The organism is Streptomyces sp. NBC_00414, assembly GCF_036038375.1.
GTDB lineage: Bacteria > Actinomycetota > Actinomycetes > Streptomycetales > Streptomycetaceae > Streptomyces.
In genome coordinates this window covers 2550405-2568320 of the sequence record NZ_CP107935.1, presented here as the reverse complement: position 1 = coordinate 2568320, position 17916 = coordinate 2550405, and the positions used below count along the sequence as shown (strand labels likewise).

18 protein-coding genes and 1 pseudogene are annotated in these 17916 nt (G+C 70.9%); 8 read left to right on the top strand and 11 right to left on the bottom strand.

Annotated elements, in window-relative coordinates:
* Nucleotides 1–6 precede the first annotated feature (6 nt).
* Complete coding sequence (locus OHS59_RS10980) at nucleotides 7–969, top strand: helix-turn-helix transcriptional regulator (protein ID WP_328493207.1); 963 nt, start codon at nucleotides 7–9, stop codon at nucleotides 967–969.
* Between the two features lie 254 nt (nucleotides 970–1223).
* Nucleotides 1224–1646 (top strand): annotated as a pseudogene (locus OHS59_RS10975) (NUDIX hydrolase); the annotation flags it as partial.
* A gap of 88 nt (nucleotides 1647–1734) precedes the next feature.
* Here the strand turns inward: OHS59_RS10975 and OHS59_RS10970 are convergent.
* The 6 genes from OHS59_RS10970 to OHS59_RS10945 all read right to left on the bottom strand — a co-directional run bounded on the left by OHS59_RS10970 (nucleotide 1735) and on the right by OHS59_RS10945 (nucleotide 7225).
* Nucleotides 1735–2502, bottom strand: coding sequence for a hypothetical protein (locus tag OHS59_RS10970; protein WP_328493206.1), 768 nt, complete (start codon nucleotides 2500–2502; stop codon nucleotides 1735–1737).
* Between the two features lie 36 nt (nucleotides 2503–2538).
* Nucleotides 2539–3921 (bottom strand): hypothetical protein, encoded by a 1383-nt coding sequence (locus OHS59_RS10965; RefSeq protein WP_328493205.1) that lies wholly within the window; start codon nucleotides 3919–3921, stop codon nucleotides 2539–2541.
* 128 nt (nucleotides 3922–4049) lie between these two features.
* Nucleotides 4050–4469, bottom strand: coding sequence for a DUF6281 family protein (locus tag OHS59_RS10960; protein WP_328493204.1), 420 nt, complete (start codon nucleotides 4467–4469; stop codon nucleotides 4050–4052).
* A gap of 35 nt (nucleotides 4470–4504) precedes the next feature.
* The gene (locus OHS59_RS10955; protein ID WP_328493203.1) at nucleotides 4505–5086 is read right to left on the bottom strand and encodes a uridine kinase family protein; all 582 of its coding nucleotides are present in this window, start codon (nucleotides 5084–5086) and stop codon (nucleotides 4505–4507) included.
* Nucleotides 5083–5670: a TetR-like C-terminal domain-containing protein gene (locus OHS59_RS10950; protein ID WP_328493202.1), complete on the bottom strand. Its 588-nt coding sequence runs from the start codon at nucleotides 5668–5670 to the stop codon at nucleotides 5083–5085. The genes OHS59_RS10955 and OHS59_RS10950 overlap by 4 nt, the downstream gene beginning before the upstream one ends.
* A 214-nt stretch (nucleotides 5671–5884) precedes the next feature.
* Nucleotides 5885–7225: a jacalin-like lectin gene (locus OHS59_RS10945; RefSeq protein ID WP_328493201.1), complete on the bottom strand. Its 1341-nt coding sequence runs from the start codon at nucleotides 7223–7225 to the stop codon at nucleotides 5885–5887.
* Nucleotides 7226–7487: 262 nt separating this feature from the next.
* On the opposite strand from OHS59_RS10945, the gene OHS59_RS10940 reads away from it, so the two are divergent.
* Both OHS59_RS10940 and OHS59_RS10935 read left to right on the top strand, forming a co-directional pair.
* A complete protein-coding gene (locus OHS59_RS10940) occupies nucleotides 7488–9221 on the top strand; it encodes a PHP domain-containing protein (protein ID WP_328493200.1) in 1734 nt (577 codons plus the stop codon).
* Nucleotides 9218–9724, top strand: a complete 507-nt coding sequence (locus tag OHS59_RS10935; RefSeq protein ID WP_328493199.1) for a hypothetical protein — start codon at nucleotides 9218–9220, stop codon at nucleotides 9722–9724. The genes OHS59_RS10940 and OHS59_RS10935 overlap by 4 nt, the downstream gene beginning before the upstream one ends.
* Here the strand turns inward: OHS59_RS10935 and OHS59_RS10930 are convergent.
* Together OHS59_RS10930 and OHS59_RS10925 are read right to left on the bottom strand one after the other, a co-directional pair.
* Nucleotides 9699–9902, bottom strand: a complete 204-nt coding sequence (locus OHS59_RS10930; protein WP_328493198.1) for a DUF397 domain-containing protein — start codon at nucleotides 9900–9902, stop codon at nucleotides 9699–9701. The genes OHS59_RS10935 and OHS59_RS10930 overlap by 26 nt on opposite strands.
* On the bottom strand, nucleotides 9899–10606 hold the full coding sequence (locus tag OHS59_RS10925) for a DUF5753 domain-containing protein (RefSeq protein WP_328493197.1): 708 nt from the start codon (nucleotides 10604–10606) through the stop codon (nucleotides 9899–9901). The genes OHS59_RS10930 and OHS59_RS10925 overlap by 4 nt, the downstream gene beginning before the upstream one ends.
* Nucleotides 10607–10719: 113 nt before the next feature.
* Between OHS59_RS10925 and OHS59_RS10920 the strand changes: the two genes are divergently transcribed.
* The 3 genes from OHS59_RS10920 (at nucleotide 10720) to OHS59_RS10910 (ending at nucleotide 13638) form a co-directional block, all read left to right on the top strand.
* Entirely contained in the window at nucleotides 10720–11175 is a 456-nt protein-coding gene (locus tag OHS59_RS10920) for an ATP-binding protein (RefSeq protein ID WP_328493196.1), read from the top strand.
* Between the two features lie 237 nt (nucleotides 11176–11412).
* Complete coding sequence (locus OHS59_RS10915) at nucleotides 11413–12462, top strand: hypothetical protein (RefSeq protein ID WP_328493195.1); 1050 nt, start codon at nucleotides 11413–11415, stop codon at nucleotides 12460–12462.
* Between the two features lie 228 nt (nucleotides 12463–12690).
* Nucleotides 12691–13638 carry a helix-turn-helix domain-containing protein gene (locus OHS59_RS10910; RefSeq protein ID WP_328493194.1) on the top strand — a complete coding sequence of 316 codons (948 nt, stop codon included), beginning with the start codon at nucleotides 12691–12693 and terminating at the stop codon, nucleotides 13636–13638.
* Between the two features lie 99 nt (nucleotides 13639–13737).
* Here OHS59_RS10910 and OHS59_RS10905 read toward each other — a convergent pair whose 3' ends face one another.
* Both OHS59_RS10905 and OHS59_RS10900 read right to left on the bottom strand, forming a co-directional pair.
* On the bottom strand, nucleotides 13738–14094 hold the full coding sequence (locus tag OHS59_RS10905; RefSeq protein WP_328493193.1) for a hypothetical protein: 357 nt from the start codon (nucleotides 14092–14094) through the stop codon (nucleotides 13738–13740).
* A gap of 118 nt (nucleotides 14095–14212) precedes the next feature.
* Entirely contained in the window at nucleotides 14213–14878 is a 666-nt protein-coding gene (locus tag OHS59_RS10900) for a cutinase family protein (protein ID WP_328493192.1), read from the bottom strand.
* A 299-nt stretch (nucleotides 14879–15177) separates the two neighbouring features.
* Here OHS59_RS10900 and OHS59_RS10895 point away from each other — a divergent pair, with 299 nt between their 5' ends.
* A complete protein-coding gene (locus tag OHS59_RS10895) occupies nucleotides 15178–16653 on the top strand; it encodes a helix-turn-helix transcriptional regulator (RefSeq protein ID WP_328493191.1) in 1476 nt (491 codons plus the stop codon).
* Between the two features lies 1 nt (nucleotide 16654).
* On the opposite strand, the gene OHS59_RS10890 is transcribed toward OHS59_RS10895, so the two are convergent.
* Nucleotides 16655–17818 (bottom strand): COG1470 family protein, encoded by a 1164-nt coding sequence (locus tag OHS59_RS10890; RefSeq protein ID WP_328493190.1) that lies wholly within the window; start codon nucleotides 17816–17818, stop codon nucleotides 16655–16657.
* Nucleotides 17819–17916: the final 98 nt, after the last annotated feature.

Here is a 17916-nt window from a genome sequence, read left to right as displayed (position 1 = left end):
GCTCCCGTGCCGAACGATCTCAGCCCCACCGCGCGGGCGCTGCGCGCCCTGGAGATCCTCCGGACCCGCCCCGGTACGACAGCCGGCGAACTCGCCGTGCGGCTGGGCGTCACGGAGCGGGCCGCACGGCGGTACGTCGGGATCCTCCGGGAGGCCGGCATCCCCGTGGAGTCGGCCCGGGGGCCGCACGGCGGGTACCGGCTGGGGCGCGGGACGAGGCTGCCGCCTGTGCACTTCACGCAGTCCGAGGCCCTCGGCCTGGTGATGGCGGTACTCAGCGGCCAGCCGGCCGCGGCCGACACCGACGACCTGATCGGCACCGCCCTGGGCAAGGTCGTCAAGGCGCTTCCGGAGAGCGTCGGTCAACAGGCGGCGATGCTGCGGGAGTACGCGTCGGCCGCGGCGGATCCGTACGCGGCCCACCCCGATCCGGCCGTCACCAGCGAACTCGTCGACGCCATCGCGGCCCGGCGCCGCGTGGTGCTCACGTACCGCAGCGAGGCCGGCAACGAGTGGGAGGCGGAGGTGGATCCCTGGTCCGTCGTCGTCCGCCACGGGCGCTGGTACTTGCTGTGCCACTCCCATCGCGCGGACGCGATCCGCACCTACCGGGTCGACCGGGTCCGCGCGGTCCGGCCGACCGGGCACGGGTTCGAGCCACCCAAGGGCCTCGACCCGGTAGCGGTGCTTGAGGAGAACCTGGGCCTCGGATGGGAGTTCTCCACCCGTGTGGTGTTCGATGCCCCCCTGGCCGAGGTGACCCCGTGGATCCGGCCGCCCATGGGGCGCCTTGAGCCCTTGAGGGACGGATGCGTGCTGGTCGGCAGCACCCGCAACCCGGACATGTATGCGCAGGAATGGCTGGCGAGGATGCCGTTCGCCTTCCGCGTCGACGGCGGGGAGGAACTGCGTGCCGCGGTTGCGGCGCTCGTGGCGCGTCTCACCGCCGCCGTGGCGGACCCGCCCTGACCGTGACCGCCGTGGCGGACCCGTCCTGACCATGCCCTGGGGAACCGGCCGTCCGCGTGGGCTCGCGATCCCGCTACGAGGCGATGTCCTCTGCGCGGACGACGTCCTCCGCGCTGCCGATGTTCTCCGCGTGGCCGTGGACGAGTGACTGTGACCCACACATTCGACACAAGCCCCGGGGGCTTCCTGGTAGCGTTGATGCTTTCGTGGGTATGAAACTCTGTGGACTCCGACCGGCGAGGGACCCAGGAATCATGGACATCCCCGGTAGTAGCGGCATCACCGGCACCAAGCGACTGGCCGCGGCCGTCGTGATGCGCAGGGGCCTTGTCCTGCTGGTCCGCCGCAGTGAGACCGAGCGGTTCCTGCCCCGGGTGTGGGGCGTGCCCTGCGGGAAGCTGGAGCCCGGCGAAAGCGCCGAGGACGGTGTGCTGCGGGAGCTCAAGGAGGAGACCGGGCTGCTCGGCGAGGTCGTCCGGAAGGTCGGCGAATCGTCCTTCATGAGCGAGTACCGCGGGCAGAAGATCAAGAACTGGCAGGACAACTTCCTGGTCAGGCCGCTCTCCCGGCACATCACCCTTCCCGAGCCGGACCAGGATCACCGCTGGCTGAGCCCGGACGAACTGCACACCGTCGACATCGACGAGTACAACGCCGACATCGTGCGTCAGGCCCTCAGGACCTCAACGGAGGTCACGACGTCCACGAAGGTCACGCGGCCCACGAACGTCGGCCGCGCCACGAAGGTCAGGCGCTCCACGAACATCAAGAGCTTCTGAGCAGCTCCGCCAGCGCGTCGAGTTCGCTCAGGTAGTCGTCCACGTCCAGCGGCACCTTCGGTACGGCCCCCGGGTGGGGCCCCGCCGCTGTGAACACGTCGGTGTGCCGCCGCCGGCCGTTCCCCGTCTCCAGGAAGAGCGTCACCGTCGGCTCGGTCGTGTCGCACCACGCCCGGTGCAGGGTGTGCGCGGGCAGGGCGTAGGTGCTGCCCGCCGCGTACTGCGCGACCTGGGTGAGACGCAGCCGGGCCGGGCCCGTGGGCTCCAGCAGCCAGTCGGCCGAACCGTCCGCCAGGGACTCCTGGTAGTGGTCCGCCGCGATCCCGCCGGGGCCGTCACCACGGGTGTCACCGCGTGCCTCACCTTGGGCGTCGCCGCGGGGCGCGTACAACTCCATCGACAGGCGTCCCCGTACGACGGAGGAGGCGAGCGGGGAGCGGTGGTTGTGGATGTCCTCCTTGCCGATCGCGCCGCGCCCCGGATGCCACAGATGGGCGCGCAGCATGTGATGGGGGCCGTCGTCGATGAGCAGGAGCTTGTCGAAACCGAGGACGTGGCGGTACGAGAGCCGGGCGCAGCCGTGCGGATCCCCCTCACCGGACGCCAGTTCGGCCGTCAGCTCCAACAGGCGCTCGGAGGAGCCGAGTTCGGCCACCACCGAGCGGGCCGCCGACAGCTGCTCGTGCTCGGACAGTTCGTCGTGCAGTAACTCGGCCAGCAGTTGCCGCGCCGCCAGGACCTGTCGGCCACCCATGCACGTTCCTCCGGCTCAGCCGTTCGGTTGGTGGATCTACGGTTGGTACATCCATACGGCATGCGCCCGCAGTGCCGAAAGACCCTGGTAGGTCATCCACATGGGGCGGCGCAGCTCGCCGGCGTCGTCGCGCTCCCAGGTCCATATGCCGTCGGTCTGCCCGGCCCACACGGCGCTCGCCGCGCCGTTCAGCCGCTCGCGCCACCCCTCCTCGACGCCGTCCTCGCGCGCGATGTCGCGGGCGCCGGGGGTGAGCAGGGCCCGGACGATCCAGGAGGCCGTGAAGTGCCGGACGTTCAGGACCTCGTGGCGGGACGGGTCGTCGGTGCGCGGCCTGCGCACGTCCTCGCGGAGGTTGGACAGGTCCAGGCAGGCGTCGTGCGGGGCGTCCGGGCAGGCCAGCAGCCAGCGCACGCCGTCCTCGCGGGCGGCGGACGCGTTGGCGCTCTCGCTGCCCAGGACGCGGGCCGCGCGGTCCAGGGCGACCACTGCCTGGGCCGTGTGCAGCGGCGACGGCGGTCCGTGGAGGGGGGCGAGCCGGTACCCCCAGCAGCGGTGGTGCAGACGGCGCGGATCGGTGACCGCGCCCTCGACGAGCGCGTCACGCAACAGCGGCAGCGCCGCCGAGTCGGGCGCCGCGCGCAGCAGGCCGCGCAGCACGGTCGTCAGTACGTGGGTCAACTCGCGCCCTGTGCGGTCGAGTTCGTGGGTGAAGCCGGCCTCGCAGAGCGCCACCTCCGCGGCGAGCCGCTCCCTGGAGGCGCCGGCCCTGGCCAGCGCGCCCAGCACCAGGGCGGTCACCTCCGGGCGGGCCTGGGAGCCCTGCGAACGCGCCGACCAGCCGCCGTCCGGCAGGCGCAGCCGCCACAGCGTGTCGATCAGGTCGCCCGCGCCGACCCGCCCTTCGGGCATCCCCAGGTCGAGCATGATGTGCAGGCCGTACGCGGTGCCCACGGAGGTGGGCCGGCCGGGGCCGCTCTCGCCGAGGGAGTGCGGCCAGCCGGTGAGGCGCCCGCGTACGGGGTCGTCGACCACGCAGATCTGTTCGGAGAGCGTGCCGTACGCGGTGGAGAAGACGTCGGTGAGTGGCCCGGGACCCGACAGGCCCGTACCGGATGCGGTCAACTGGCCTGTCACAACTGGCGAGTTGTCCTCGTGCCGGGCCCGGAGAAGCGCCGCCGAGAGCCAGGCCGCGAGGGCCGTGCCGAGCCCGCTCACCACGGCGATGCTGTAACGCGCGGACTGGCCACCGATGTTGTCCGGCAGGACGCCCACCAGGGACTGGAACACCGCGTAGCCCGCCGCCGCGGCGCCGAGTCCGCCCAGCCAGCGGACCAGGCGTGCGGGGCGCGGCCCGTGCGGTATGTGCGGCTCGGGGTCCGGTCTCAACGGGCCGCGTCGGAGCTGCGGTTGGGACAAGGTCCGCTTCCTCCCCCGGGGCGGCACGTGATACCGGCGAAGCTTTCAGTCTAAGTGGTTCGCGGGACGTGTGTCGCTCGGTGGGGTGGCGCGGAGGAAGAGAGCGGCCGAGCAGCCTCCGCGTCCCCTCACCCCCGGGCCGCTTGGGACCGGATCATCTTCTTGATCTCGGGCAGCTTCGTGGGGGAGTCGAGGTTGACGAAGATGACGTCGTCAGGTGCCTGTTCCAACGCGATGGCGATGCCGGGATCCACTCCCTCGATCGCATGGGCGGTCGTCGAGGCCGCCGCTTCACCGTCGCTGTCGTCGTTCGGGGTGTCGTCGCACGGCGGAAGGGTGGCGGTACCGAGCTTGTCCCCGAGGGTGAAACCGTCGGCTTCCGCGCCCGAGTAGGTGCGGTTCCGGTACTCGGCCAGGTACGCGCAGGACGACGCGGACTCGCCGCCGCTGTCGCTCGACGAGGTGCAGGCGACGGACAGGCCGACCAGGACCGCCGACAGCAGCGTCCACACGGCTGCGGCCCTGCCGGTCGGAAGTGCGGCTCTCATCGGTACGCCTCCTCAAGTCCTCGGGTGTCGGGCGTTCAATGGCCGGGGACCACGAGGTGGGCCCGTTCCCGAGGGCGGGTCGTGGCCACGTAGTGCTCCTCGGCCAGGCGCCAGCGGGACTCCCAGTCGATCGGCCCGTGATCGTGACCGCGCTCCCGGAGTCGGCGCATGGATTCCGCGTGCGGGGTGTCGACGTAGACCAACAGGTCGTAGTGGTCGGCGAGTTCGGGCCGGGCGGTGTAGACACCCTCGACGACGACCAGGCCCGAGCGGGAGACGGTGTGGATCTCGTCCGGCGCCAGTTCCCCGGTACTCCAGTCGTAGCGCCGGTAGGCGGCCCCGCGGCCGGCGGCGAGCGGGGCGAGCACCTCGTCACGCAGCCGCTGCCAGTCGAAATAGCGCTGGTAGCCCTGCGCGGGATCCAGCCCGGCGCGCTCCTGCGCGTCCATGGGGCGGTAGAAGTCGTCGCCATGCACAACGGCGGCGCCGTGAGCCTCGGCAAGGGCCGCGGCCAGGGTCGATTTCCCGGCGCCCCCCATTCCGTCGACCGCGACGAGGGCGAACCCGTCGCGGCTGCGGGCGTCGGCTGCGGCGGCGAGCGTCGAGATCGTCGTCATGACGGCGTGCCCTCGACTGCGGTGGGCCAGTGCCGCAGCGTGATGTGGAGGGCTTCGATGGCTCGGGTCCAGGATGTCCGTACGTCGCGGGAGGCTCCGAAGGCGTCGGTGGCCTCCAGGGCGCAGTAGCCGTGGAAGGTGCTGCGCAGCAGGCGTACCGCGTCGGTGAGGTCGGGCTCGTCGAGGCCGTACGCGCGCAGCATCCCGTAGGTGACCTCGGCGGTCCGTGCGAAGGCGGGGGACGTTGCCGCGAGGCTCTGGTCGACGCGGATCTGGGTCGCCGCGTAGCGGCCGGGGTGTTCCAGGGCGTACTCCCGGTAGGCGTCCGCGAAGGCGGCCAGGGCGTCCTTGCCGGCGCGGCCGGCCACCGCGTCGGCGATGCGGTCGATCATCTCGCCGCCCGCGAGGAAGGCGATTCTGGTTCGCAGGTCGTGCAGGTTCCTGACATGGGAGTACAGGCTCGCGTCCTTCACGCCGAAGTGTCTGGCCAGGGCGGAGAGGGAGATGTTGTCGAAGCCCACCTCGTCTGCGAGGTCGGCGGCGGCTGCTACGACCCGCTCAGCCGTGAGTCCGGCACGGGCCATGTTCTGCAACCCCTTCCTAGGGTGTGCAGGCCAGGATAGCGACCGTGTCCCTCTCGTACGGACCGGTTTCGCCCCCGCCGCCCCTACCCTTCCCGTCACTGCATGGGGGCTGCGCCCCCTCGCCCCCGTTGCGCAGTTCCCCGCGCCCCTGAAGGGGCGCGGGGAACTGCGCGATCTTTTGGGCCCGCCCCGCCGGACCCGCAGGCGAGCCGGCTCAGCCGATGGGGGCGTACAGGACCCCCAGTTTGTCGACCTCCGTGCCCGCTCGGCCCGTGAAGCCGACGATCTGCCAGCCGGCCGGAGCCGTGTACGTCACGGCGTCCGACGTGGCCGAACCGGCCGACACCGTACGGGACTTGTCGGTGGTGAAGGCCGCCGAGAAGATCCGGGTCCGGCCGTCCTTCTGGCCCTGTGTGAGCTTCACCGAGGTGAGGTGTTCGCCGGTGGCGAGGGTGAGGGAGGCGGCCGTACCACCCGTCCCGCCGTGGGCCAGAGACGTACCGCCGTCCAGCGTGAGCGACACCGCGTCCAGGCGGGAGCCACCGCGGAGCGTCAGCGTGCGGGGCGAGGGCGTGGCCGTGAGGTCGTCCGCGTCGTTGAAGGCGGTGCCGTGCGGGCCGCCGAAGAAGTCGCTCGCGCGGAGCTTCGCGGGCAGGGCCCAGGAGAAGTCGACGGTGTGCGGGAAGTGGTCGGAGAGGTTGCCGCCGGCCGAGTCCAGGAACTTCGCCCACTCGTTGTTGTAACGGGTCGCGGAGAGGTTCACCAGGCTGCTGCCCCGGTAGAGGATCTTGTCCACCACCTCGCAGGAGTTGGTCGGCGCGGTGGTGGGGCAGACGATCGCGTCACTGCCCTGTGCGGGCGCGCTGCCGCCGCGGACCAGCTGGACCCACGCGTCGGTCAGCCCGTTCTCGCTCGCGAGGGTACGGATGTTGTCGCCCGAGCGGGTGTACCGGGTGTTGGTGTCACCCATGACGATCACCGCGTTGCCCGCCGAGTTGGCCTGGACGAAGTCCGAGAGCTGCTCGATGTTGGCGCGCCGCGCGGCGAGGGCGTCGTCCGTGTCGTCGGCGTTCGTGTGCACGTTGTAGAGGTCGACGAAGACACCCTCCGCGAGCCGGACCCGGGCCAGTGAAAATCCCTTGGGCGTAAGGCAGTTGGTGCCGGTGCAGTTGTTCCAGCCCACCCGCTCGAAGTCCTCGAAGGTGTGGTCCGAGAGGGTGTTCAGGCCGTCGCCGAAGGGCACACCGCCGCTGGTCGCCGTGCGGTACGGGTGGTTGTCGCCCGCGTACAGCGCCGCGTGGTAATTGAAGTCCTCCTGGACGTTCACGATGTCGTACGCGCCCAGCCGGGGCGCGAGCAGCGGGGTGTTCACCTCCGGATTGCCGGAACTGAGCCCCTCGGGGAGGCCCGCGACGTTGTACGTGAGGACGTTGAAGGTGCCGGAGGAGGGAGCCGCGGCAGCCGCTTGAGCGGGGGAGGCGGCGGCCGTGGCGGTGGTGCTGAGCCCGGCGACGGCCAGCGCGCCGGCCATCAGGGTGCCGATGAGTCTTCTCATGGGGGGTGCCTCCAGTCGGAGGGAGCGTGGGAGGAGTGCGGGGACGTGCGAGAAGTACGGGAACTGGGCTGGTGTGACGTGGGGGAGCCTCAAGGGCAACTAGTGTGGCGTACAAGGGTAGTTGGGGAAACTGTGAGAACAGAGGCGAGCTGCCGTGCCGGAGTCGCCCGCAGATCACTCCCGTGTCGACCGGCGTTCATGTTTCACATCGAGTCTCCATAGCGCGCGACCGCACCTGCGGCGCCGGACTCAGGAGGCCGACATGGGGCACGGACACAGTCACGGGCACGGACACGGGCGTCACCACGGTCACGACCATGACCACGGGCACGACAGCGCCCCGCTCCCCGCCGCCTTCGACACCTCCGTACCCGACGAGGCCCTGACCCCCGAGCAGCAGTCGCGCCGTTCCATGCTCCGTCGCGCGGGCCTGCTCGGCGCTGGTCTGGCCACTGTGGGAGCGTTCGGCGCGGCGGCGAGCGGAACGGCCGCCGCGCAGACCGCGACCGGCGCCCGGAACTCCTCCGGTGGCCGCAAGGGCAAGGGCTTCCTCTGGCTGGCCGGCGACCACCACATCCACACGCAGTACAGCAGCGACGGCAAGTACCGCGTCGTCGACCAGGTCAGGCAGGGTGCCAGGCACGGCATGGACTGGCTGGTCATCACGGACCACGGCAGCGCCGCGCACGCCAAGATCGGCGTCGACAAGGTCAACCCGGACATCAAGAGAGCCCGTGACGCGTACGAGGACACCCTCGTCTTCCAGGGCCTCGAATGGAACATCCCGGGCGCCGAGCACGGCACGGTCTTCGTGCACCCCGGCAAGAACGAGGTCTCCGTCCTCAAGCAGTTCGAGAACGACTACGACGGCAGCGTGAAGAACGCCTCCGACTCGACGCCCGCCAACGAGGCGCTCGCCGTCGCGGGTATCGCGTTCCTCGGCGAGCAGGTCCAGCGCCGCAAGGTCAAGGACGCGCTGATGCTCGCCAACCACCCGGCGCGCCGCGGTGTCGACTCCCCGCACGAGATCCGCGCCTGGCGCGACGCGACCCCCGCGAGCCACCAGATAGCCGTCGGCTTCGAGGGTGCCCCCGGCCACCAGGCCGCCGGCCTCCCCGCCCCCCTCGGCATGGGCCGGGCGCGTGGCATCTACGACAACAACCCGAGCGCCAACTCCTTCCCCGGCTACCCGCCGGAGAGCTACCGCACCTGGGGCGGCTTCGACTGGATGACGTCCACGGTCGGCGGCCTGTGGGACAGCCTGCTCGCCGAGGGCAAGGCCTGGTGGATCAGCGCCAACTCCGACTCCCACCAGGTGTACGCGGACACCGCCGCACGTGGTGGCGGCGACTTCAACACCGACGGCCGCTACGGCGACCCCGTCTACAACGGCCAGATCGACACCACGCAGGGCGACTACTGGCCCGGCCAGTACAGCAGGACCCACGTCGGCGCCGAGGACTTCTCGTACGCCGCCGTGATGGACGGCATCCGCGCCGGACGGGTCTGGGTCGACCACGGCCAGCTCATCAGCGGCCTCGACGTCCGGGTCTCCGGGGGCAGCCGCTGGGCGACCCTAGGTGGCGCACTGCACGTCAAGAAGGGCACGAACGTCACGCTGACCGTCGACATCGCGCCCGCCCAGGACGCGAACTGGGCAGGATTCATCCCGAAGTTGGCCCGCGTCGACGTCATCCAGGGTGACGTGACCGGCCCCGCCGCCGACAGGGACACCCTCGTCGCGCCGACCACGAAGGTCGTCAAGTCGTACGAGGTCGACAAGACGACCGGCACGGTCCGGATCACGTACTCCCTCGGCCGCGTCGACCGCCCGCTGTACCTGCGCCTGCGCGGCTCGGACGGCAACCGGTCCGCCGTCGGCGCGCGCGGTGCGGCCGTCGACCCCGCCGGTCCCGCGATCGACGTCGTCGGCGACGCGGACCCGTGGAAGGACCTGTGGTTCTACTCCAACCCGGTCTGGGTCCTGCCCGCGTGACCCGTCCGCCCTACGTGACGACGGTCGACGCCGACGTACCCGAGCTGCGCGCGGCCGACCACCTGCTGCTGGAGCTGGCAGCCGAACTCGCTCCCCCTGAGGGCACGTTCGGCTGCACGCACCTGGTACGCGGGGAGCGGCCTCGGGTGGTGCTGTCGTTCGCCACGGCGTCCGCGGACACCGCGCGACGCCTTGCGGCGAAGGGTTACGAGGTGACGGCCGGCGCACCCGACGAGGTGGGCCGGGCCGTCGTCTACCCCGGCTCGGCCGACCTGACCGGCACGCTGACGGTCGCGGAGCTGCTGGCTCGCTCCGCGATCGGCAGGGTGGTGGTGTTGGGTGCCCCCGGCGAGCCGCCGCCTTCGCAGCGGGTGGTGACCCGGGACCACGTACGGCCGCAGTGGCAGGACGGTGAGCTGGTCCTGACGCTGCAACCGGCCGCGGGCGGGGTACTGGTCCCGTTCGAGGTCCCGGACCCTACGCCGTGCTGCGCGGACCACTGAGGTCGAGGATGAATCCCGCCCAGGCGCTGGGGGAGAGGGTGAGCTGAGGCCCGCGGGTGTTCTTGGAGTCACGGACGTGGATGGTGGCGGGGCAGGCGGCAACTTCGACGCAGTCATCGCCCTCCGAGCCGCTGTAACTGCTCTTGAACCAGGTGAGTTCGGTCGTGTTGTTGTTCATAGCGCCCCTCGCATCTGCTGGAGCAGGCTCACCGTGTCCTCTGGGGTGAGTGCCTGTGAGCGCATCTTGGCATAACGCTGCTGGAGCACGCTGATGGCTTGACGGTCGCTGATCAAGTGGCCGGTCTTCTGGCCTTCCGCGTACGCGAACCATTCGTGCTCAGGGGTTTCCAGCAAGCGCATCGGTCCGTCGAGCCCCGCGTGCACGGGTTGCCGGAGTGGCATCAGCTGGATCTCGACGTTCCAGTGCCGCTCGTTCACGTCGAGCAGGTGGTCGATCAGTTCGCGCGTCACGTCCTCGCCGCCCGTGTGTCGTTCCAGGACGGCCTGTTCGATGATGAAGTTGAATGCGGTAGGCCGCTCCGGGCTCGTGCTGAGCAGCTCTTGCCGTGCGAAGCGCGCGGCCACCCGCTGCTCGACCTGCTCATCGGTCGGTCGGAGCGGCACGCTCCAGATCACCGCGCGTGCGTACGCCTCCGTCTGCAACAGACCCGGAATCACCCGGCATTCGTACGTGCACAGAGTGATCGCTTGCCCCTCCAGGTCCGCCCATTTGCGGAACCAGGACGCCAGACCCGGCTGCCGCGTCGCGTACTTCGCCGCCGCCCGAAGCACTCCGAACGCGTCCAACACCTCCTCCGCGCGCTCGACATACACCCTCGGCGGCAGCCGTCTCCCCTGCTCGTTCGCCGTGCTGTTGGTCATGAACTCATGGTCACGGAAAGTCACTCCGACTGTCCACGGAGTGAACTCGTACGGAGTGCGGCGTACGAGTGTCGGTGCTGGTCGGCCGCCCGGCCACCCTGGACCTTTGGCCCATGCAAGGACACATCGGGGTCCAAGTCCCCGTCACCGTACGTACGTTCACCCAGCTCTTCAGCTGCACCCCGCGAGGGGCCCGGCTCGCCCGGCGGCTGGTCGCGAACCGGATGGACGTGTGGGGGTACGTGTACGACAGCGAGGCGAGCGAGTCCGTCACCCTGGTCGTCGCCGAGCTGGCGGCCAACGCGGTGACGCACGGGCGGGTCAAGGGCCGAGACTTCCGCGTACGGCTGGTCATGCGGTCCGGCGAGGACGTCGTACGGGTGGAGGTGGCCGACGCGCTCCCCGAACGACGGCCCGTGCTACGGGAGTTGCCTGGCCCCGGTGAGGACGACGAGGGCGGTCGCGGACTGCTGCTCGTCGACGCGCTGGCCGAGCGGTGGGGGGCGACCCTCTGTACGGGCGGAACGTACAAGACGGTGTGGGCGGAGGTCCGGGTGCCGGGCCGCTGACAACCCGCATCCGCCGCTTGCGCCGGTGCGCGCCGTGGAGCACTTTCCGCAGCTCAAGCCCCTGCTGGCAGGTTTGAGGCGGGGGTGGTGATTCGTTCGGGCGGATACTCCGCGCACCTCTTTCGTCACTGTAGGTGCCCGGATAACTTCGTTCTGTGACCGCGATGTTGTGGATCGACCGATCCGCACCTGCGGCACCCCCCGCCATCACTCATCGCCTGCAAGGAGACATCGACCATGGGACTTCTGTACTCCGGTGGGCACCGTGTGGCCCAGGCCGCCGACGGGCGGCTGGCCATCTTCGCCCGCGGCATGGACAACGCCCTGCACAATCTCACCCAGACCTCGCCCGGCGTCTGGCCGGCGGCCGTCAACTGGGTCAACCTGGGCGGCATCATCACCACCAACCCGGTCGTCTTCCCCGCCTCCGACAAGGGCCGCCTGGAGGTCTTCGCCCGCGGCGCCGACAACTCCCTGTGGTGCGACTACCAGACCAAACCCAACGGCGGCACGGGCGACTGGATCTGGAAGACCCTCAACGGAAAGATCACCAGCGAGCCCGCGGTCTTCCGTAACGCCGACGACCGCATGGAGGTCGCCGTCGCCGACACCAACCGGCAGGTCGCGGTCACCTACCAGCAGGGCGCACCGTCGGGGACCTGGACCAGCGAACAGGGCCGCTGGCCCACGCCGGGCGGCGGCACCATCGGTGACCCCTCCCTCATCCAGGCCGAGGACGGCCGCCTGGTGATCTTCACTCGTGGCGGTGACAACCACCTCTACGAGAACGCCCAGAGCAGCCCGGGAGGCGGTTACGGGGGCTGGGTGGACCGGGGTGGCATCCTCCACAGTGACCCCACACCCATCCTGGGCGGTGACGGCACCATCCACGTCTTCACCATCGGGGCCGACGGAGCCCTGTGGCACCTGCCCCAGCTCAGCCCCAACGGCAGCTGGGGCAGCTGGCAGCAGGTCTCCAGCGCGAGCGATCCGCTCAGCCACCACCCGGCCGCCGTCCTCAACTCCAACAACCAGATCGAGGTCTTCGCCCGCTCCCACGCCACCCACATCAACCACTACAAGGTGGTCAACGGCGCCTGGGCGCCTTTCCGCCACGACACCGGCAGCCTCGACATCTCCGGCCCGACCGCCGCCCGTAACGCCGACGGCCGTCTGGAAGTCTTCTACCGCGGCGCCGACAACACCGTATGGCACACAGCCGAGTTCACCCCCGGAGGCCCCTGGATGCAGCACGCCAGCCTCGGGGGAACCATCGCGGACCTGTAACGGCCCGGGGGATGGGCAGCCGGGCCCGGTGAGGAGCAGTCGGCTGGAACTGTGGTGAGGGTTCCAGCCGACGTCGCTCCCCCCCAGAAGAAGGTAGGGGGGAGGGGGCGTGCGAAGTCTCCATTGCCTGCCGGAGCCGTCGCCTCTTCGCGCCCCGGGAGAGCGGGTGACTGACGGGCACAGCGATCGGTATACCGGTCAGATGCCCGGCGAGCAGGGAGCGGCCCCATGAACGGTGGCGCTTTACACGTACACCAGGCCAGTGTCGGGGAGTTGCAGACCGCCGCGTCGACGGTCCTCGCTCCGCTGGCCGTGACGGCTGCGGCCTCGGATGCCGAGGGGCACGGGAGCGCGTTCCGGGCCGACATCGACGCGGCGGCGGTCGGCCGTGCCGCGGTGGCGCGGGTCCGGGGCTCGGCGCATCTGGTCCGGCGGTCGACCCGGGCCATCTCGTCCACGGATCCCGAACTGCTGAAGATCACCCTGCACGGGTCGGCCGTCCCTGCTGAGGTGGATCAGGACGGCAGCCGGTCCCGGGCCTACCGGGGTGACTTAGTGGTCCTCGACATGACACGCCCGTATCGCATGGCCGTCCCCGACGGGTGTGACGTGCTGGCCGTCGGCGTCTCGCGCACCGAACTGGGGCCGCACGCAGGGGTGGTGGCCGGTCGCGCGGCCCGCCGGCTGCCCGCCGGCACCGGGGCGCAGGCCGTGTTCTCCGGGTTTCTGCGGGGACTCGGCACCCACCTCGACGAACTGGCCGGTCCCGCGCAGGCGCATGTGGGCGACGCCCTGGTGTCGCTCCTGATCGCCGCCTTCACCGAGACGGAGGCGGGCCGGGCGGACACGGCCACCGAACTGGCCGACCGCATCCGCGTCTACGCCCTGGCGAACATCTCCGACCCGTCCCTGTGCGTCGAGTCGGTCGCGGCGGCCCACGGCATCTCCGCCCGTCAGCTCCACCGGCTGTTCGGCCGCTCCGGGACCCCGTTCGCGACCTGGCTGCGCGCCGAACGCCTCGGCCGCGTACGGCGCGACCTCCTCGACCCGGCCCATGACAGCCGCACGACGGCCGCCGTGGCCGCCCGCTGGGGCATCCACGACCCGCGCCACCTGGCCCGCGGCCTCAAGTCGCACTACGGCCGAACGGCCCGCGACCTGCGCCTGGACAGGTGACGACGGCACAGCGGGAGCGCGGAGCGGGCCGGGCCTTCCCCCGTGGAGGCCCGACCCGTGGTTCCCGCGTGACGCGGTACAGGTCCTATGACACGAGACCTACGGCTGGAGCGTGATCGAGTTGATCGGCGTCATGTTCTTGTCGATGAACCAGCCGCTCGGCAGGTTCCCCTCGCAGCCCGTGCCGTTGTAACCGGTGCAGGTGCTCATGGTCGCCTCACCGGTCTGGTTGTTGAAGATGCGGTACGTGCCGAACATGCCGCTCAGGTTGTAGGACCCGTAGTCGTAGTAGACGTGCGACGGCTGATCGTTGTTCCATCCGGCGCCCGGGTAGATGCAGACGTACCCGTCCTGACACCCGTGCTCCGTGGCGGCGCTGGCGGTGGTCGAGCCGACGGTGGTCAGTACACCGACTGCGAGTGACACGGCTGCCGCGGCCCTGGCGATCCTGCGCATGAAAAGTCCCCTCGTGACTGCGTGAGTGGTCGGGTTCGGCACTCACCGTAAGGAGGACCCGCGCGGCACGTACCTGACAGATGTCAGGAGCGGACCGCCGCGGTGACGCCGGACGCGCTCAGCCCGCGTCGATCCTGTCGACGGCGAAACTCGCCCCCGTCTGCACGCTGCCGTTGACGTGGTACCTGAGATGCGCCGCCGTGCTGCGCCCGTTGCCGCACACCGGGTCGCCGGTGTTGCAGAACTCCTTCGCCTTCGCCCCGTAGAGCCCGCTCGCCGTGTTGATCGTCCTGCCCGACAACTGGAGCGGGTTCCCGAAGACCACGACGGCCTTCACCCGGGGCGCGAGATCGGTGGGGATGGTCCGGCCGGTGCCCAGCGTCGTACGGATGCCGAGGGCGATGTCGGTGACACTGGCACCCTGCGAGTAGCCGCCGAGGACGAACGAGGTGTCGGGGCAGTTCGCCGCGGTGGACCTGACGTGGTCCGTCATGGCGGAGGCACCGGGCCCCGCGCTGGTCTGCGAGAAGTTCGCCGCGTAGTCGACGGCGTGCGAGGTGACCGACTTGCCCGGCAGCCCGCTCTTGATGTTCCTCACCAGCGGCGCTCCCACGATGCCGAGCCCGGGGACCTCGCCGCTGCCGCGGGCGAAGACCACCTCGACGTCGGAACACGGGGCGGCGGAGGCCATCGAGGGCAGCAGCGTGAGTCCGGCGGCACCGAGGGCGCCGGCGACGCCGACGGACACGATCGTGAGCTTGCGACGTGACGCGCGATGAGACATGGCGGTACCTCTTTCCTGAGCGGTGGCACGAGCGCTCTCCACGGATTCGGCTCCACAGATCCGGCTCCACGGATCTGTCTCCACGGATCCGTTCGTCGAGCGCAACAGCAACGTAGGAAGCCCCGCGCCTCGTACGCATCGGTGGAATCACCAGTCGCCCACCGGTCGCCCACCGAGGGGGCCCTGCTGGACGGCCGGTCGGCAATAGAAGGAATCGCGCACGAGCCCGTCCGTCGCTCGTTACGCTCGGCACAGTGGGGCCACAGGGAATAGTGGTGCCGCAGGGAACGGTGATGCACATGAGTGGTGAAAGCGTCGAGTTGACGCAAGGCCTCCGGCTGCTGCACGACGGTCCGGTCACCGACGCCTACAACCTGCTCCTCCTCACCGCCACCGCCTCCCGTACGAGCGACCCGGCCCAATCACGTACGGCCTGCGTACACGCCACGCTCGCGGCCTGGGCCGGCGGCGACCGCGACGGATACCGCGGAGCCCTCGACGCGCTGTGCGCCCCCGACGGTCCCGGGAGCGCCGCACAGCAGGAAGCGGCCGGCCGTGACCCGGTCGACGCCTTCTGGCGCGACTACCGCGACGGCATGCGCTGCGTGATGAACGGGGACTTCCGCCGTGCCAACGCGCTGCTGCGTCCCGTGCTCGGCATCCTGACAGCCCGTGCCGACGCACCCGGCCTGATGTCGGCCGGCACGATCGCCCTCATGCTGGGCGACCTCGCGACGGCACGCCAGGTGCTCGGCATCGCGCTGGCCACCGCCCGCGCCGCGGGATCGACGGCACTCGTACCGCGCATCCTTGAGCACCTCGCCTACGCCGAACTGCGGGAAGGCAGCTACCACCAGGCCCGCGTGCACGCCGAGGCCGGTCTGGAGGCAGCGGGCGAAAGCGGTCAACGCAACGTGGTGGCCGGTCTGTCGGCCGTGCTCGCGCTCGCCGCCTCGATCGCGGGCGGCCCCGCCACCGTCGCCGCGCACGCCCAGGCGGCGCTGCGTACCGCCCACGCGCACGGACTCAGTCAGACGAGCACACTCGCCGAATGGGCGCAGGCCCGCGCCGACCTCGGGCACGGAGACGCCGAACACGCTGCCGCCCGCCTGGCCCCCCTCGTCCAAGGCGGCCCACGGCAGGGCCATTTCGGCCTCTGGGTGATGGTGGTCCCCTGCTATGTCGAGTCAGCCGTGCTCGCGGGCCACGACGTCGACGCGGCGGCCCTGATCGACCAGTACGCCGTGTGGGCGGCCATGGGGGCCGATCCGCAGGCGCCTGCGTTGCTGGCGCGCTGCCGGGCCCTCGTGTCGAGCGACGGGCGGACCGAGGAACTGTTCACCGAGGCACTGGCGGAACACGAGAAGGCCAACGGCCCCTACGAGCACGCCCGGACCCAGCTCGCCTACGGGATGTGGCTGCGTCGCAGGCGCCGCCCCGTGGAAGCGAGGCCCCAACTGCGCGCCGCCGTCCTGGGGTTCGAGCAGTGTGGCGCGGACGTGTGGGCCGAGCACGCCCGCGCGGAACTGCGTGCGGCGGGGGACACGCTCACCACCGCGCCCGAGACCGGCTCCCTCGGCCTGCTCACCCCCCAGCAACTGCGCATAGCCCGCTCGGTGGCGGAGGGCGCGACCAATCGCGAAGTGGCGCAGAAGCTCTCGATCAGCACGCGCACGGTCGAGTACCACCTGCGGAACGTCTTCACCCAGCTCGGAGTCCGCTCCCGGGGCGCCCTCACCCGACTTCTCGGGGCGGAACAACCAGGACACTTCTGAGTCAGTGCGGGGCACGGGTGTCCTGGGTGCCTTGGGTGCGGTCCTGGAGCGCCCGTTCCACGGCGTCCCGTACCCGCGCGTCCTCGCGCTCCTTGCGGCGGGTGCGGGCGCGGCGGCGGAGGACGTACGCCCCCATGGCCCCGGCGAGCAGCACGACGATCAGCAGGACCAGGGTCCAGGGGATCGCCCAGCCCGTGGTCGTGGCCTCGACGGGCTTGAGGGACGTGGTCGAACCGGCCGCGTCCGTGAGCGCGGGCGTGACCGTCGCCTTCGCGGTCAGGCGGAGGGCGGGGGTGACGTCGTGGACCGGGACCTCGACCTTCCAGCGTTCGCCGGGGAGAAGTTCCGGCGCGGCGGCGATCTTCCCGGCCCGCGTCTCCGACGTGCCGAAGGGGCCGGTCAGCGTGACCTTCTGCGCGCCGGAGAGCAGGGCGTTGCCCGTGTTGTGGAGCGTGTACGTGACCGTCGCGTCGCCCTGGCCGAAGTGGTTCGCCGTGCCCCGGTAGTCCACGTGCAGGTCCTCGACCGCGAGCGTGGGCTTCAGCGCGCCGCTGACCCGCAGCTTGATCCGGATGCCGAGGCGGCGGTCGACGGCGATGCCCTCGGTGTCGTCGGTGTCGTCGGACTGCTTGAGCGAGGTCAGGATGCCGCCCACGTAGTCGCCGGGGGTGGCGTCGCGCGGGACGGCGACGGTGAAGGGGATCTCCGCCGTCCTGCCCGGCGCGATCCGCACGCTGGTCTTCGTGGCGCGGACCCAGGCGCCGATGCCGAGGGACTTCTTCTCCCGTGTGAGGAGGTCGAGTTGGCCCTTCTCGGTGGTGTAGCCGTCGGCCGCGTACAGCGCCAGCGTGAGTTCGCTCCTGCTGCGGTTGGCGACCACCATGGCGTCCTCGACCTGACTGCCGGGGTTGACGCCGTAGCTGAAGCTGGAGCGGTCGTCCCCGTACCCGTTCGCGGCCGTTCGGACCGTCCAGGTCACGTCACCTTCGGAGGCCCGGGCCGGCTCCGCCGACGTACCGGCGAACGCGAGAGCCACCAGCAGCGCCAGGACCGCGTACCGCAGGAGCGTGTGACGCGGAATCGCGTACCCAAGGATCGCGTACCGAGGGATGAGGCGACTCGGGTCGGTGGGCGGCGTACGGCGGGGTGTCGGGGACATGCGCATGGCGGGGCTCTCCGGGCTTGGGTGGTGCTGGAAAGGGCGGGGCAGGCGGCCGGTGAGCCGATCGCCTGCCCCGCTGATGGAGCTGGTCAAACAGGTTG

Coding starts and splice junctions, on each gene's coding strand:
- OHS59_RS10895 (WP_328493191.1), top strand. CDS start 15,178: ATGAGTGGTGAAAGCGTCGAGTTGACGCAAGGCCTCCGGCTGCTGCAC.
- OHS59_RS10900 (WP_328493192.1), bottom strand. CDS start 14,878: ATGTCTCATCGCGCGTCACGTCGCAAGCTCACGATCGTGTCCGTCGGC.
- OHS59_RS10910 (WP_328493194.1), top strand. CDS start 12,691: ATGAACGGTGGCGCTTTACACGTACACCAGGCCAGTGTCGGGGAGTTG.
- OHS59_RS10970 (WP_328493206.1), bottom strand. CDS start 2,502: ATGGGTGGCCGACAGGTCCTGGCGGCGCGGCAACTGCTGGCCGAGTTA.
- OHS59_RS10950 (WP_328493202.1), bottom strand. CDS start 5,670: ATGGCCCGTGCCGGACTCACGGCTGAGCGGGTCGTAGCAGCCGCCGCC.
- OHS59_RS10925 (WP_328493197.1), bottom strand. CDS start 10,606: ATGACCAACAGCACGGCGAACGAGCAGGGGAGACGGCTGCCGCCGAGG.
- OHS59_RS10955 (WP_328493203.1), bottom strand. CDS start 5,086: ATGACGACGATCTCGACGCTCGCCGCCGCAGCCGACGCCCGCAGCCGC.
- OHS59_RS10920 (WP_328493196.1), top strand. CDS start 10,720: ATGCAAGGACACATCGGGGTCCAAGTCCCCGTCACCGTACGTACGTTC.
- OHS59_RS10940 (WP_328493200.1), top strand. CDS start 7,488: ATGGGGCACGGACACAGTCACGGGCACGGACACGGGCGTCACCACGGT.
- OHS59_RS10945 (WP_328493201.1), bottom strand. CDS start 7,225: ATGAGAAGACTCATCGGCACCCTGATGGCCGGCGCGCTGGCCGTCGCC.
- OHS59_RS10905 (WP_328493193.1), bottom strand. CDS start 14,094: ATGCGCAGGATCGCCAGGGCCGCGGCAGCCGTGTCACTCGCAGTCGGT.
- OHS59_RS10915 (WP_328493195.1), top strand. CDS start 11,413: ATGGGACTTCTGTACTCCGGTGGGCACCGTGTGGCCCAGGCCGCCGAC.
- OHS59_RS10960 (WP_328493204.1), bottom strand. CDS start 4,469: ATGAGAGCCGCACTTCCGACCGGCAGGGCCGCAGCCGTGTGGACGCTG.
- OHS59_RS10930 (WP_328493198.1), bottom strand. CDS start 9,902: ATGAACAACAACACGACCGAACTCACCTGGTTCAAGAGCAGTTACAGC.
- OHS59_RS10890 (WP_328493190.1), bottom strand. CDS start 17,818: ATGCGCATGTCCCCGACACCCCGCCGTACGCCGCCCACCGACCCGAGT.